This window comes from Micromonospora sp. Llam0 (assembly GCF_003751085.1).
Classification (GTDB): domain Bacteria; phylum Actinomycetota; class Actinomycetes; order Mycobacteriales; family Micromonosporaceae; genus Micromonospora_E.
Map to the genome: position 1 here is coordinate 740,772 of NZ_RJJY01000001.1, position 13,329 is coordinate 754,100.

Genomic DNA, 13,329 nt, shown 5'->3' on the forward strand with positions numbered 1-13,329 from the left:
CGCTGGCGGCGGCAAGCCCAAGTCCGTACGGAGATTGGAGAACTTCTTGTGCCTCCTCCTCACAACAGTGGTCGGTGTGCTGGCTGGGCTTGTCGGCGTGGTGGGTGGGTTCGTGTTGTGTCGGTGTCGGCACCGGTGGTGTCCGGTGTGCGGGCAGACGTTGACCTGCCCGGACTGCACCGCGCCGATCGAGCGGACCTGGGGCACCACGCCAGCCCTACCGCCGTCGCAGTCGAGCGTGCGCGGGCGGCGGCACCGCAACCAGGCCGGGGCGCAGCACCGGTGACCGGGCTGGATGACGTGCTGCACGTGCCCGTACGGCCGGTGTGGTCCTGTTCGGGGTGCGGGCCGCAGGTCGACTGGCCGTGCGAGTACGCGCGGGCCGAGTTGACCGCGAACCTGGACCCGATCTCGCGCAGCATGTACGCGGCAGAACGGATGGTCGAGGCGATCGCCGACCTGCCCGACGAGGCGACCCCGGGGGACCTGTTCACCCGGTTCCTGGCCTGGACGAGGCGGGCCGCCCGGTGACCGTCTACCGCACCCGCACCCGCGACTGGTCCACCACATCACCCGCAGCGACACCGCTGGCGGAACCGGCCGTACCGCTGCCGCCGACCGGTTGGCTCGCCGACGAACTGTTCCTGATCGCCCACGACGACGTCACCGGCCGACTGCGCGTGCCGGCCCGGACCGTCGGGCGTGGGCTGGCCGCCGCGATGCTCGCCGACCTGGCCTACGTCGGCGCGGTCACGGTCGCCGCGACCGGCAAGGTCGTCACCGGTACGGCCGCGCCGGGTGCCGTCGACCCGTGGGGCCGCACGGTGCTTCGCTGGATCGACACCGACACACCGCACCCGCCGGCCGCCTGGATCGACCGGCTCGCCGGGCACGCGTACCGCAGCGTCGCCGACCGGCTCACCGTCGCCGGGACGGTGCGACCCCGCACGGTCCGCCGCTGGCTGCGTCGACACACCGGCTACCCGCCGGTCGACACGAACGTCGCGGCCTGGCCGTGGGCGCGGCTGACGATGCGGGTACGCCGCCGCACCCGCCTCAACACACACGACAGCACGCTGGCCCGACTCTGCCTGGCGACCGGACTCGGCGGCCACATCCTCGGCGGGGACACGCTGACCGCCCGACGGCAACTGCGGCAACTGCTCACCCCCGTACCGCCGGGGGTCAACGAGCTGTTGCGGCATCTTGCCGCCGCCGACGGAAGCAGCCGGCACAGTCAGCACGACCGACCGAGCCGGCACGGCCGACGGAGCCGGCGGTGACCGCGACCGCCCGCCCCGCCGGCCCAGGCACCTGCCTCGGGGCCAGACTCGTCAGTGCCTGGCCCCGAGGCGAGGGGTCAGTTCCGCAGGCTCCACTGCTGGTTCGACCCACTCCAGCAGCTGTACAGCTGGATCATTGCCCCGTTACCGCTGCCACCGGCATCGAGGCACAACCCTGACTGCGCGCTGGTGATGGTGCCGTTGGACACGTTCCACTGCTGGTTCGCGCCGCCGTGGCAGTCATAGATGATCACGGGTGTGCCGTTGCTGGTTCCTCCACCTGAGGCGTCCAGGCACTTGCCGTTCACCGTCAGCTGCCTGCTTGAGGTCTGGGTGAACCGCTGGTTGGCGCCACCCCAGCAGTCGTACAGCTGCAGCTGGGTGCCGTTGGTGGTGCTCGCGTTCGGGACGTCGAGACACCGGCCGGACTGCTGACCGACGATCATCTGCCCGGAACCGGACGGTGGGTTGGACGGGTTGCCGGGGTTGCCGCTGCCGCCTTCCCAGACGGTGATGTCGGAGCTTCCCTGGCTCTGGTAGCCCTCGGTCGCCATGACCTGGTAGGCCCAGCTGCTGCCGAGGTTGAGACCAGCCCGGGCCCAGGCGTCGAAGTGGTTGGCAGTGGTGATGGTGCCGCCGGTGCGCTTCTGCTGCCGGACGCTCCAGTACTGCCAGAACGTCTGGGTGCCGTCGATCGACGGCGCGTTGACCCGCTGGCTGCGCAGGATGTCGTAGGTGCCGCCGTCGGTGGTGACCGAGCCCATCCGCTGCGCGCCGCTGCTCGGGTTGTAGCTGCCGAAGTTCTCGACCACGTAGTACTCGATGAGCGGGTTGCGGGTCCATCCGTACAGAGCGAGGTAGGTGTTGTTGTTGCCCGGGTTGTAGCTGCCCGAGTAGCTGATGGTCCGGCGGCTGCCGGTGGCCCAGCCCTTGCCGCCGACCCAGTTGTTGGTGCTTCTGCCCCACGAACTGGAGTACCGGCCGTCCTCGCGCAGCACCATGCAGGCGTCGCCGCTGTCTTTCCAGAACGAGAAGTAGAACCCGTTGTGGGTGCCGGTGGTGTTCGAGCAGACCTGCCGGTCGGCTTCGGCGTGGGCGGGGCTGGCCAGGAGTGCGGCGGTGCCGGTCGTGACCAACGCTACGGCGCAGGCACCGCTGATGAGCATTCTGCGGAGCCGGCCGCGTCGGCGGCTCTCAAGTTGCGGGGGGACGTTTTTCATCTTCGCGTGCTTCTCCCTGTGCGAGGCGGCGCGAAGCAGCCGGCGGGGTGGGTGCGGTCGAGGGACGACCGCCACCACACGCCGGTGCCGCGCCAGGGTGGACGGAACTGCCAGACCGCTGGCTGTGGGTGCGCCACTGCTGCTGCACGTCGTCGTGGCGGCCTCGGAGCCAAGTAAGCATCGATATTTACCAACATCGTTATCTGGCCGTACGGCATCAGTCAAGACTTCTCGCCCGACCGGCGCCACCGACCAGCCAGACCGACGTCGGCACCTGGTACGTGCGGGCAGTGGGTTAGTGCGGCGAACAGCGGCGGGGTGATCAACGAGTACGGCGTCGGGCTCGCCGACGACGCGGCGGGGTTCGTCACCGCCTGATCATCGGTCATCGTGGCAAATGTGATCGCTAACCACGATACGGCTGCCGGGCCCAGGCGGCACGTCGCGCGGGCCGGCGCACCGGGCGGAAACAGTTCGACGAAGGTGCGAATCGGTTCGAAGCGACGCCGGCGGCGACAACTCATTTACACTGACCGATGTCAGCGTTAACATTGCTGACACCTTCGTGACGTCGCCCGGCATCCGTACCACGGGAGCCGACCGGACCCGCCCGACGGGACGGCCTGCAGGTCACCGGCCGCACCACCGGCCGAACGCCGGTGACGGCCGTCCCGCCTCCGGTGCCGGCTGCCCGACCGCCGTAGCGATGTCCATCCGCCACCGGTCGACACCGGTAGACAAGGAGATGCACGTGTGGAAACCCAAGAAGTGGCTGACTGCGGTCCTGGGCGTGCTCGCGATGACGCTCGCGACGACCGTGGCGAGTGAAGGCGTAGCCCCCACCCCGGCACAGGCGCTGGACAACGGGGTCGCCCGCACCCCACCGATGGGCTGGAACACCTGGAACACGTTCGGCTGCAACATCAACGAGACGCTGATCCGCCAGATGGCCGACGCCATCGTCAACCACGGCCTGCGCGACCTCGGCTACAAGTACGTCGTCGTCGACGACTGCTGGTTCAACCCGAACCGGGACGCGCAGGGCAACCTGCAGGCCCACCCGGAGCGGTTCCCCAGCGGCATGAAGGCCCTCGGCGACTACCTGCACTCCCGTGGCCTGCTGTTCGGCATCTACCAGGTGCCGTTGGACCGGACCTGTGCCCAGTACTTCGGATCGTTCCCCGGCGCCACCGGCAGCCTCAACCACGAGTACCAGGACGCCCGGCAGTTCGCCGCCTGGGGCGTCGACTACCTGAAGTACGACTGGTGCTCGCCGACCGGCACTATCAATGACCAGGTGGCCCGGTTCAGCATCATGCGGGACGCGCTGGCGGCCACCGGCCGGCCGATCGTCTACAGCATCAACTCCAACAGCATCCACGAGAAGACCGGGCCGCAGCGCAACTGGAGCGACGTGGCGAACCTCTGGCGGACCACCGAGGACATCACCAACACCTGGGACAGCGGCCAGACCAACGGCTACCCGATGGGCGTCAAGAACATCGTCGACGTCAACGTGCCGTTGGCCGGGTACGCCGGACCCGGCGGGTTCAACGACCCGGACATGATGGAGATCGGCAACGGCGGCATGACCGACACCGAGATGCGCAGCCACTTCGCGCTCTGGGCGATCATGGCCGCGCCGTTGATGATGGGCAACGACCTGCGATCGGCCAGCACGGCGACACTGAACATCCTGCGCAACCAGAATCTGATCGCGATCAACCAGGACTCCCTCGGGCTGCAGGCGGTCCAGATCTCCCACGACGGCACCCGCCGGGTGCTGGCCAAGCGGCTGGCCAACGGCGACGTCGCCGTCGCCCTGTTCAACCAGGGCAACTCGACCACGACGGTCTCCACCACGGCGGCGGCGATCGGCAAGTCCGGCTCCTCGTTCACCCTGCTGGACGCCTGGACCAACGGCACCTCGACCACCTCCGGCAACATCTCGGCGAGTGTCCCGGCGCACGGCACGGTGGTCTACCGGGTCAGCGGCGGCGGCACCGTCGACCCGCCGACCCCGACCACGTTCCGGCTGCGCAGCGAGTCGTCCGGCCGCTGGCTCGACCTGGACAACTCCAACACCGCCAACGGCACCGGCGCGCTGATCTGGGACTGCCACGGCAACCCCAACCAGCAGATCACCCAGGACGGCCAGACCCTGCGCGTGCTGGGCAAGTGCCTGGACATCCCGAGCAACGCGACCAACGGCTCCCGGGTCGTGGTCTGGGACTGCCACGGCGGCGCCAACCAGCAGTGGACCCTCAACGGCAACGGGACGGTGAGCAACGTCCAGTTCCCGTCGCTGTGTCTCGACGTCAACGGCAATGCGACCGCCAACGGCACGGCGGTGATCGTCTGGTCCTGCCACGGCAACGCCAACCAGCGCTGGGCCCGTGCGTAGCCGACGGACCGGTACCCACTCACCGCGTCGTTGGGAGATTTGTCATGCGTAGACCGAGATCCTTGTTCCGACCGGTCGGTGTCGCGGCGCTGCTGGTCGCGGCGCTCGCCGTCACCACCGTAGGTGCGGCGGCTGCCGCCGCCCCCCGCACGTCCGCCGCCGGCCCTGTCGGTATCACCGTCGCGTCCGGCGACGCCGTCGGCATCACCGCCGGGACGGCCGGTTGCGGCCGCGCGCCGGGGCTGGCCAGCGGCACCCGTACGGTCCAGAGCGGCGGCCGGACCCGCAGCTACATCCTGCGGCTGCCGGACAACTACCAGCAGAATCAGCCGTACCGCCTGGTCCTGGGTTTCCACTGGTGGGGCGGTACGGCGGTCGACGTCGACACCGGACAGACCGTGCAGCGCGACGTCTGGTCCTACTACGGGCTGCGTCGGCTGGCCGACAACAGCACGATTTTCGTCGCCCCGCAGGGCATCGACAACGGCTGGGCCAACACCGGCGGCATGGACGTCACCTTCGTCGACGACCTGCTGCGCCAACTCGACGCCAACCTGTGCATCGAGACGACGCAGCGGTTCGCCCTCGGCTTCAGCTACGGCGCTGCGATGAGCTACGCCCTGGCCTGCGCACGGGCCGACGTGTTCCGCGCGGTGGCGCTGTACGGTCCGCCCCGGGAACTCAGCGGATGCAGTGGCGGCACCCAGCCGATCGCGTACTTCGGGGCGCACGGCGTCAGTGACGTCATCGCCAGCGGTCGGTCGATGCGGGACCGGTTCGTCCGCAACAACGGCTGTACGCCGCAGAATCCGCCGGAGCCGGCGGTCGGCAGCCTGACCCACCGCACCACCGCGTACTCGGGTTGCCGCGCCGGCTACCCCGTGGTGTGGGCGGCGTTCGACGGTGGCCACATCGCCGCGCCGCAGGACGGTGCTCCCGGTGACAGTGGCACCCGGACCTGGCTGCCGGGGGAGACCTGGGACTTCTTCACCCAGTTCGGTGCCCCGCCGGGTCCGGACCCGACCACACCACCGCCGAGTCCGACGACTCCGCCGCCGGGGCCGACGACTTCGCCGCCCGCGACCGGTGCGTGCACCGCGACGTACCAGACCATCGGCTCGTGGCCGGGTGGGTTCCAGGGTGAGGTGACCGTCCGGGCCGGCAGCTCGGCGATCAATGGCTGGACCACCCGGTGGACCCTCGCCGGTGGTCAGGGCATCAGCCAGAGCTGGAACGGTGCGCTGAGCGTCAGCGGGTCGACCGTGACCGTCCGCAACGTCGACTACAACGGCTCGCTGCCGGCCGGCGGTACGGCGACCTTCGGGTTCATCGGCACCGGCTCGGCGTCGAGCCCGGCGGTGAGCTGCTCCAGCCCGTAACCGTTTGGGGTCTTCGACCCGCTGCCCGCGACTGGCGGCGGATCCCTCACCTGTCGACGCGTCCTGCGCGTCCGACCGGTGGGTGGGTCCGCCGCCAGTCGCATGTGTGGGGCTGCGACAACCCTTCGACGGCACCGCCCACCGCCGACGCGGGTCGATCAGGTCGATGAGCTGGCAAAATAAGAAAAATCAAGATCAACATCAAGAAAATCAAGATCAAGTCATGGTGTGGACGAGAAAAGTGAGGTACAAATGAGTGGCGAGCACATCGCCGAGAGCAGGGGAGCCGAGCAGTGGACTGGCAGGAGTTGACCGACCTGACGCGCGGGCAACCGTTCGTGGTCGAGCGGGTGCGGCTGGCCGGCAGCGGCGTCGCCGTCGAGGGCCAGTTCGAGCCGCCGCAGCTGGCCCAGCTCAGCGTCGACGACCAGGTCTTCGTCGCCGCGTTCGTCCGGTCGCACGGGTCGATCAAGGAGATGGAGCGGATCTTCGGGGTGAGCTACCCGACGGTCAAGTCCCGGCTCAACCGGATCGCCGAGCAGCTCGATTTCGTCGAGCAGCTCGACATCGCCGACACCGGCCCGGTGTCGGCCAGCGCCGAGATCGTCGACCGGCTGCGCCGTGGCGAGATCGACGTCCGGCAGGCGTTGGCCGAGCTGGAAGGGCCCCGATGATGCCGCAGCTGGTGACGGTGCGTTGGCGTCAGGGCGACGGCCGAAGGCGGCGACTGTACGTCCCGGTCCTGCTGGTGCTGCTGGTGCTGTCGCCGCTGCTGCTGGTGGCCCTGCTGGGCGGCCTGGTCGCCTGCCTGGTCTACCGGGTCAGCCCGACCGGTGCGCTGCGCGCCGCCGGAGGTCTGCTGTGGGCGCTGCCCGGCGCCCGCGTCGAGTTCGCACAGGGCCGCACGGCCCTGCTGGTGAGTGTCAGATGACAGCGAAGGAGAAGCACGAGATGAACGAACAACGCCGCCAGATCCTGGAGATGCTGGCCGAAGGGAAGATCACCGCAGCCGAGGCCGAGCAGCTGATGGACGCCCTCGACCGGGAGCAGCCCGAGCCGTCGCCTGCCGGCGCAACCCGTCCGAAGACCCGACCGAAGTACCTGCGCGTCGTCGTGGACTCGGCCGAGGGCTCCGGCGGTGACGGGCCGGGCCGGATCAACGTCCGGGTCCCGTTGCAGCTGCTGCGCGCCGGGGTCCGGCTCACCAGCCTGATCCCGCCGCAGGCACTCGCCCACGTCAACGCCGAGCTGGGCAAGTCAGGGGTGCCGATCGACCTGACCCAGCTCAAGCCGCAGCACATCGAGGACCTGGTCGAGCAGCTCGACGACCTCACCGTCGACGTCGACCAGCCCGACGCCAAGGTGAAGGTCTTCTGCGAGTGACGCCGCGACAGCGTCGGCTGCCCGCTCGGACCACGGGGCCGGGCGGGCAGCCGGGGGTCACCGCACCGTTGCCAGCATGACCGCCTGGTCGTCGCGTTCGGCACCCCGGGCGCGACGAACCAGGCGGCACACCTCGCGCAGCCCGGCCGCCTCGATCCAGGCGGCCACCCGGTCCGCGGTGACGAGGTGCCGCTCCAGCACGATCTCGTGGCCGAACCGGCGGTACGTCGCGGCGACGTCGCGCGTACCGTGTCCGGCCTGGAATCCGACGAGCAGGTGGCCGCCCGGGCGCAGCACCCGGGCGGCCTCGGCGAAGACGCGGCCCTGACCGGCCGGTGGCGTGTGGATCGTCGAATACCACAGCAGTACGCCCGCGAACCGGGAGCCCGGGAACGGAAGGTCGGCCAGCGAGCCGACGGCGAACAGCAGGTCCCGGTGATCGCGGCGGGCCATAGTGATCATGCCCGGTGACAGGTCGAGCCCGACGACCTGGCAGCCCTGGTCGGCGAGGTAGCGGCCCATCCGCCCCGCACCGCAGCCCGCGTCGAGCACCAGCGGGTCGTCACCCGACCCGACCCGCACCGCCTCGGCGAAGGCGTCGACCATGGCGAGGTCCAGCGGTGCCTCGGCGTGGGTGTCCGGCATGCGGGTCGCGTAGTCCCGGGCCACGGTGTCGTAGGCGAGCCGTACGCCCTGGAAGTCGGGCCGGGCAGGTGAGGTGGACACAGGCGTGCTCAGGCCGTGCCGGCGAGGTACGCCGCGCGGCGCTGCGGCTCGAACTTTTTGATCGCGTACCGCAGCATCACCCTCGGCATGTCCCGTTGGTGCCGGGTCAGGAACTGCTCGGCCACCGTACGGTCGCGGTTGCCGACCTCGCGCAGCATCCAGCCGACGGCCTTGTGGATCAGGTCGTGCGGGTCGTGCAGCAGCTGTCGCGCCAGCCGCAACGTCCAGTCGAAGTCCCCGGCCCGGATGAAGGCGAACGTCGCCATGATCGCGATCCGTCGGTCCCAGACCAGCTCCGACGCGGCCAGCCGGTCCAGCACGGCGCGGTCGGCGTCGAGCAGCCACGGCCCGACGATGTACGGGGCGCACGAGTCGACCAGGTCCCAGTTGTCGATCCGGTCGGTGTGGGCCAGCACGGTGTCGAAGATTGCGGCCCGCTGCCGCTGCCTGCCCTTGTCGAACATGCGCACCAGGATGAAGATCGCGGTCAGCCGTTCCTCGTGCACCTCGCTGGTCAGCAGCCGCGTCGTCTCGGCCAGGGACAGGTCACGCCAGTACCGGCCGGCCACCCGACGCTGGTCCGGCACCGGTACGCCGATCGCCCGGCCGCCCTCGCCGTACCCGCCGGGTCGGATCTGCAGGAACCGGCGGGTCTGCTCGGCGCGACCCGGGTCGGCGAGGGCGGCGAGCGCCCGGCGGACATCGTCACAGGTGGCCATCGACCGCCGAATCTACCGCCGGTCGGCGGCGGTCTCACCCGTCGGGGGTGAACACGATCCGGGTGCTGCTGTCAGCGGGCAGCGGCCAGGTCTGCTCGACCCGGTGCAGCGGTACGACGGTGGCGGGTACGGCGAAGGTGCCGCGGGCGATCTCGGCGGCCACGGCGGGCAGATCGGCGGCTATCTCGGCGGTGCTCAGCGACCCTTGACCGCTGCCGATCAGCTCCAGCCGCGACGATCGCAGGAGCCCGGCTGGCACCGGCGTCTCGTGTCCGGCCATCTCACCGAGGTTGATCCAGGTGAGGGTCTTGCCGGGCGTGTCGGTGCGCCCGGCGGCGAGGGCAGCCATCGTGGTGGTTGCCGGGGCTCCCCGGAGGAAGTCGAGGACGACGTCGACCTCGGCGCCGACGCGGCGAATCTGCTCGGGGTCGTCGAGCAGCACGGTGGCGGTGGCACCGGGGATGGCGGCCAGGCGTCCGGCGTCCCGGCCGACGGCGATCACCTGGTCCGCGCCGAACAGCCGGGCCACCTGGACCGCCATCTGCCCGGTGCCCCCGGTGGCGCCGACGACCATGACGTTGCGGCCCTGGCGAAAGGTGATCCGTCGGCCCAGCGCGAGCCAGGACGCGATGGCACAGTTCAGCGTGCCAGCTCGTGTTCGCCGGGCACTCGTGGTTCGTCGTGGTCCTGATAGCGCGGTGGCGCGTTGTAGCTGGTGACGACTGCTGCTTTCATCGGGGCTCCGTAGCGGCTGGTGGCCGGTCAGTTGCTGTCGAGGAGTGCGGCGATCCGGGCGGCGTCGGCCGGCCGGCCGGGGGCGGCGAACATGCCGTCCGGGTCGAGGTAGGCGTGGTGGGCCGGCGTACCGGGGCCGAACCGGCGGCTGTCGGCGAGGGCGCCCGCGTCGTGGACGTCGTAGCCGAGGGTGTCGATGAGGGCGGCGGCCGTGGCCTTCGCGGTGGGGTCGTCACCGGCGATCGCGATGGCGCTGCGGTCGGCGGCGCCGGCAGGCCGGCCGAGCGTGGCCAGGTGTTTGAAGAAGATGTTGCTGAACGCCTTCACGACGAACGACTCGGGCAGGTGGGCCTGGAGCAGTTCGCCGGTGGTGGTACGGCCGGCGTCGAGCTCGGGAAAGTGGCCGTCGCGTTGCGGGTAGTAGTTGATGGTGTCGATGACCACCGTGCCGTGTAGCGGCGCGACGGGGACGTCGCGGTAGGCCTTGAGTGGGGTCGTCACCACGACGACGTCGCCGGCCCGGGCGGCCTCGCCGGGCGTGGCGGCGCGCGCCTGCGGCCCGAGCTGGGCGGCCAGGCCGCGCAGGGTGTCCGGGCCCCGGCTGTTGCTGAGGACGACGTCGTGTCCGGCGTCCACGGCGAGCCGGGCGAGCGTGCCGCCGATCTTGCCGCTGCCGATGAAACCGATCGTGCTCATCGTGGCTCCTGACTGTCGGGGAGCTGCGGGGTCGGGTGACCGCCGCTGGCTAGAGTGGGAACAGCCCCGCGTACCGAAGGGGTTCCTTGACTTTAGCGCAGGGATTCCTGCGTTTCGCTACTGCGTACCGCCGAAGGGACTGTGATGGCCGCCACCGGGTCCGAGCCGCGCATGACCGTGCGCCGGCCGCAGCGGGCCGACGCGCGCCGCAACTTCGACGCCCTCCTGGCGGCCGCCCGCGAGGCGTTCGCCACCGACGGCTCCGGCGCCTCCCTGGAGGGCATCGCCCGACGCGCCGGCGTCAACATCGCCACCCTCTACCGCAACTTCCCGACCCGCCAGCACCTGTTCGAGGCCGCGTACCTCGACGAGGTGCAGACCCTGGCCCGGACCGCCGCCGACCTCGCGCACCTTGACCCCTGGGCGGCGCTGGAGAGCTGGCTGCGCCAGTTCGTCAGCTACGCCACGACCAAGAAGGCCGTGTACGACGCGATCGCCCACAACGAGGCGATGTTCGTCTCCGGCCGGGAGATCATCCACACCGCCGGTCGTCCGCTGCTCGAACGCGCCCAGCGCGCCGGAGCGGCCCGCGCCGACGTCACCTTCGACGACGTGCTGTTCCTGGTCAACGGGGTCAGCGGAGCAAACTTCGTGCAGGAGGCCCAGCGCGACCGAGTCCTGACCATGGCCCTGGACGGCATCAGAGCCCGGACCTGACGTACCCCAGGATCTCGATCAAGGTGCGTCGGCGACGTGGGGCATCGCCGTCTTTATCGGTGTGGACGATCAGTCATGCGACGAAAAGGACGCCAGCCCTTCCGCATCCTGGACCGGCCGCCACCGCCGGGCCGGGCGCGGCGTGCCGATCAGGCGTCAGCTGACCCGACTGTGGCGGCGGCACACGTGGTGGCGGGCGCTGTGCCGGACCACCGGGGTGCTGGTGACCGGGGCGATCGCCGCCGGCATCGCCGTAGCGGTCTACGTACAGTCGGTCGATCTGCCCGCCGACCCGGTCGAGCCGCAGGCGTCGACGCTCTACTACAGCGACGGGCGGACGGTACTGGCCCGGATCGGGGTCACCAGCCGTACCGATGCCTCCCTCGACGAGGTGCCCGAGCCGGTACGACAGATCGTGCTGGCCGCCGAGGACCGCGGCTTCTACGCGCATTCCGGCGTCTCGATCCGCGGCGTGCTGCGCGCGCTGGTGGCGAACGTCAAGGGCCAGCGTGAGGGAGCCTCGACGATCACCCAGCAGTACGCCCGGAACGCGTTCCTGACCCAGGAGGTGTCGCTGGACCGCAAGGCCCGCGAGTTCGCCATGGCCATCAAGTTGGAGCGCCGGCTCAGCAAGGACGAGATCCTCGAGCGGTACCTCAACACGATCTACTTCGGGCGGGGTGCGTACGGGATCACCGCCGCCGCGCACGCCTACTTCCGGGTGCCGACCCGGAAACTGACCGCCGCCCAGGGCGCGGTACTCGCCGCGGTGATCAAGGATCCGTACGGCTTCGACCCGGCCAACGACGCCGAGGCCGCCCGAGACCGCTGGACGTGGGTGGTCGGGGCTGCCCGCGACGCCGGATGGCTCGCCGAGACGCCGGAGTATCCGCAGGTCAGCCCGCCGTCGGCGCTGAACACCGGACCCAACGGCCTCGTGCTCGACCGGGTGGAACAGGAACTGTCCCGCCGGGGCATCGCGGCGGAGTCGCTGTACACGGCGGGTCTGTCCGTCGTGACCACGTTGGACGCCACCGCCCAGCCGGCGGCGCTCGCCCAGATCGAGACCCACCTGGACGGCCAGCCGGAAGACCTGCGGGCGGCGCTGGTGGCGGTGGATCCGGGCAGCGGCGCGGTGCGCGCCTACTACGGCGCAGAGGAGCAGGGCCAGTACGACTTCGCCGTCGCCCCACGCCCGCCAGCGGCGACCTTTGCGCCGATCGTGCTGGCAACGGCGCTATATAACGGCATCGACCTCTTCCACACCTGGGACGGCACCTCGCCGCAGAACTTCCCGGGCCGACTCGGCGTGCCACTGTACAACCGGGACGACATCCAGTGCCCAGACTGCACCTTGGAGCAGGCCATGATGCAGTCGCTGAGCACCCCGTTCTACGCCGTGGCCGAGCAGATCGGCGCGGAGCAGGTGCGGGAGTTGGCGTACCAGCTCGGCATCCCTCGGCAGTACGTCGACCAGCAAGCGCTGGTCGACGTCGAGGGCGAACCCCGCCCGGGGCAGACCCGTTCGGACATCTCGATCGGCCGCTATCCGGTCGCGCCGGCGGATCTCGCCACCGTCTACGGCACCTTCGCCAGCGGCGGGTTTCGGCACGAGCGCTACTTCATCGAATCGGTCACGGCGGCGAACGGCGCGAGCGTGCTGGCGACCAGCGTGCCCGAGGGCGATGAGGTGCTGACGCCGTACGAGGCCGGGATGGTCAACCGGATCCTCTCTGTCACGGTGGGGTACAACGGCCACTCGCCGGGCCGGCCCGCCGCCGGCAAGTCCGGCAGCCAGCAGTGGGCCGACACCAGCGACTACCAGGACGCCTGGATGGCGGGCTACACCGCCGAACTCGCCAGCGTGGTCTGGATCGGCGGGGCCGAACCCGGGCCGCTGCGCGACCGCGACGACAACCGGATCGAAGGTGCCTCGATGCCGGCCGCCGTCTGGCGCGACTTCACCAGCGACGCCCTCGCCGGCCGCCCCACACAACAACTGCCGGGGTTGCGTCCATTCGGTGGCCCAGAGTAGGCCGCAGCTCCGAAGAAGCAACCAGGTCCGCT

Annotated in this window: 15 protein-coding genes; 9 read left to right on the plus strand and 6 right to left on the minus strand. The window is 70.4% G+C overall.

The features are described 5' to 3' along the window. Positions 1–147 precede the first annotated feature (147 nt). Both EDC02_RS41250 and EDC02_RS03405 read left to right on the plus strand, forming a co-directional pair. The gene (locus tag EDC02_RS41250; RefSeq protein WP_233605709.1) at positions 148–531 is read left to right on the plus strand and encodes a hypothetical protein; all 384 of its coding nucleotides are present in this window, start codon (positions 148–150) and stop codon (positions 529–531) included. Beyond that, positions 528–1,283 carry a GPP34 family phosphoprotein gene (locus EDC02_RS03405; protein WP_158632040.1) on the plus strand — a complete coding sequence of 252 codons (756 nt, stop codon included), beginning with the start codon at positions 528–530 and terminating at the stop codon, positions 1,281–1,283. Before EDC02_RS41250 ends, EDC02_RS03405 begins: the two co-directional genes overlap by 4 nt. A 77-nt stretch (positions 1,284–1,360) precedes the next feature. Here the strand turns inward: EDC02_RS03405 and EDC02_RS03410 are convergent, their stop codons facing one another. Beyond that, positions 1,361–2,503: a glycoside hydrolase family 11 protein gene (locus EDC02_RS03410; RefSeq protein ID WP_370461414.1), complete on the minus strand. Its 1,143-nt coding sequence runs from the start codon at positions 2,501–2,503 to the stop codon at positions 1,361–1,363. Between the two features lie 221 nt (positions 2,504–2,724). Further along, positions 2,725–2,892 carry a hypothetical protein gene (locus EDC02_RS40025; protein WP_158632041.1) on the minus strand — a complete coding sequence of 56 codons (168 nt, stop codon included), beginning with the start codon at positions 2,890–2,892 and terminating at the stop codon, positions 2,725–2,727. 410 nt (positions 2,893–3,302) lie between these two features. Between EDC02_RS40025 and EDC02_RS03415 the strand changes: the two genes are divergently transcribed. The 5 genes from EDC02_RS03415 to EDC02_RS03435 all read left to right on the plus strand — a co-directional run bounded on the left by EDC02_RS03415 (position 3,303) and on the right by EDC02_RS03435 (position 7,669). Further along, positions 3,303–4,907, plus strand: a complete 1,605-nt coding sequence (locus tag EDC02_RS03415) for a ricin-type beta-trefoil lectin domain protein (RefSeq protein WP_233606335.1) — start codon at positions 3,303–3,305, stop codon at positions 4,905–4,907. A 44-nt stretch (positions 4,908–4,951) separates the two neighbouring features. After that, the gene (locus EDC02_RS03420; RefSeq protein ID WP_123600700.1) at positions 4,952–6,286 is read left to right on the plus strand and encodes a cellulose binding domain-containing protein; all 1,335 of its coding nucleotides are present in this window, start codon (positions 4,952–4,954) and stop codon (positions 6,284–6,286) included. Positions 6,287–6,579: 293 nt separating this feature from the next. Continuing rightward, positions 6,580–6,960 carry a DUF2089 domain-containing protein gene (locus EDC02_RS03425; RefSeq protein WP_123600701.1) on the plus strand — a complete coding sequence of 127 codons (381 nt, stop codon included), beginning with the start codon at positions 6,580–6,582 and terminating at the stop codon, positions 6,958–6,960. Then, a complete protein-coding gene (locus EDC02_RS03430) occupies positions 6,957–7,217 on the plus strand; it encodes a hypothetical protein (RefSeq protein ID WP_123600702.1) in 261 nt (86 codons plus the stop codon). The genes EDC02_RS03425 and EDC02_RS03430 overlap by 4 nt, the downstream gene beginning before the upstream one ends. Next, positions 7,214–7,669 (plus strand): hypothetical protein, encoded by a 456-nt coding sequence (locus tag EDC02_RS03435; protein ID WP_233605710.1) that lies wholly within the window; start codon positions 7,214–7,216, stop codon positions 7,667–7,669. Before EDC02_RS03430 ends, EDC02_RS03435 begins: the two co-directional genes overlap by 4 nt. Before the next feature lie 57 nt (positions 7,670–7,726). Here EDC02_RS03435 and EDC02_RS03440 read toward each other — a convergent pair whose 3' ends face one another. The 4 genes from EDC02_RS03440 to EDC02_RS03455 all read right to left on the minus strand — a co-directional run bounded on the left by EDC02_RS03440 (position 7,727) and on the right by EDC02_RS03455 (position 10,545). After that, positions 7,727–8,395 (minus strand): class I SAM-dependent methyltransferase, encoded by a 669-nt coding sequence (locus tag EDC02_RS03440; protein ID WP_233605711.1) that lies wholly within the window; start codon positions 8,393–8,395, stop codon positions 7,727–7,729. An 8-nt stretch (positions 8,396–8,403) separates the two neighbouring features. Further along, on the minus strand, positions 8,404–9,114 hold the full coding sequence (locus EDC02_RS03445) for a DNA alkylation repair protein (protein WP_123600704.1): 711 nt from the start codon (positions 9,112–9,114) through the stop codon (positions 8,404–8,406). Between the two features lie 34 nt (positions 9,115–9,148). Beyond that, complete coding sequence (locus EDC02_RS03450; protein ID WP_123600705.1) at positions 9,149–9,688, minus strand: zinc-binding alcohol dehydrogenase family protein; 540 nt, start codon at positions 9,686–9,688, stop codon at positions 9,149–9,151. Positions 9,689–9,876: 188 nt separating this feature from the next. Next, the gene (locus tag EDC02_RS03455; protein ID WP_123600706.1) at positions 9,877–10,545 is read right to left on the minus strand and encodes an NADPH-dependent F420 reductase; all 669 of its coding nucleotides are present in this window, start codon (positions 10,543–10,545) and stop codon (positions 9,877–9,879) included. Positions 10,546–10,689: 144 nt separating this feature from the next. On the opposite strand from EDC02_RS03455, the gene EDC02_RS03460 reads away from it, so the two are divergent. Both EDC02_RS03460 and EDC02_RS03465 read left to right on the plus strand, forming a co-directional pair. Beyond that, entirely contained in the window at positions 10,690–11,262 is a 573-nt protein-coding gene (locus EDC02_RS03460) for a TetR/AcrR family transcriptional regulator (protein WP_123600707.1), read from the plus strand. Positions 11,263–11,404: 142 nt separating this feature from the next. Further along, entirely contained in the window at positions 11,405–13,297 is a 1,893-nt protein-coding gene (locus EDC02_RS03465) for a transglycosylase domain-containing protein (protein ID WP_148083319.1), read from the plus strand. Positions 13,298–13,329 lie beyond the last annotated feature (32 nt).

What these genes read in the sequence shown, in the direction of transcription:
- EDC02_RS03420 (WP_123600700.1), top strand. Translation starts at nt 4,952, where the DNA reads ATGCGTAGACCGAGATCCTTGTTCCGACCGGTCGGTGTCGCGGCGCTG.
- EDC02_RS03460 (WP_123600707.1), top strand. Translation starts at nt 10,690, where the DNA reads ATGGCCGCCACCGGGTCCGAGCCGCGCATGACCGTGCGCCGGCCGCAG.
- EDC02_RS03435 (WP_233605710.1), top strand. Translation starts at nt 7,214, where the DNA reads ATGACAGCGAAGGAGAAGCACGAGATGAACGAACAACGCCGCCAGATC.
- EDC02_RS03415 (WP_233606335.1), top strand. Translation starts at nt 3,303, where the DNA reads ATGACGCTCGCGACGACCGTGGCGAGTGAAGGCGTAGCCCCCACCCCG.
- EDC02_RS03410 (WP_370461414.1), bottom strand. Translation starts at nt 2,503, where the DNA reads ATGAAAAACGTCCCCCCGCAACTTGAGAGCCGCCGACGCGGCCGGCTC.
- EDC02_RS03455 (WP_123600706.1), bottom strand. Translation starts at nt 10,545, where the DNA reads ATGAGCACGATCGGTTTCATCGGCAGCGGCAAGATCGGCGGCACGCTC.
- EDC02_RS03430 (WP_123600702.1), top strand. Translation starts at nt 6,957, where the DNA reads ATGATGCCGCAGCTGGTGACGGTGCGTTGGCGTCAGGGCGACGGCCGA.
- EDC02_RS03450 (WP_123600705.1), bottom strand. Translation starts at nt 9,688, where the DNA reads ATGGTCGTCGGCGCCACCGGGGGCACCGGGCAGATGGCGGTCCAGGTG.
- EDC02_RS03445 (WP_123600704.1), bottom strand. Translation starts at nt 9,114, where the DNA reads ATGGCCACCTGTGACGATGTCCGCCGGGCGCTCGCCGCCCTCGCCGAC.
- EDC02_RS40025 (WP_158632041.1), bottom strand. Translation starts at nt 2,892, where the DNA reads ATGACCGATGATCAGGCGGTGACGAACCCCGCCGCGTCGTCGGCGAGC.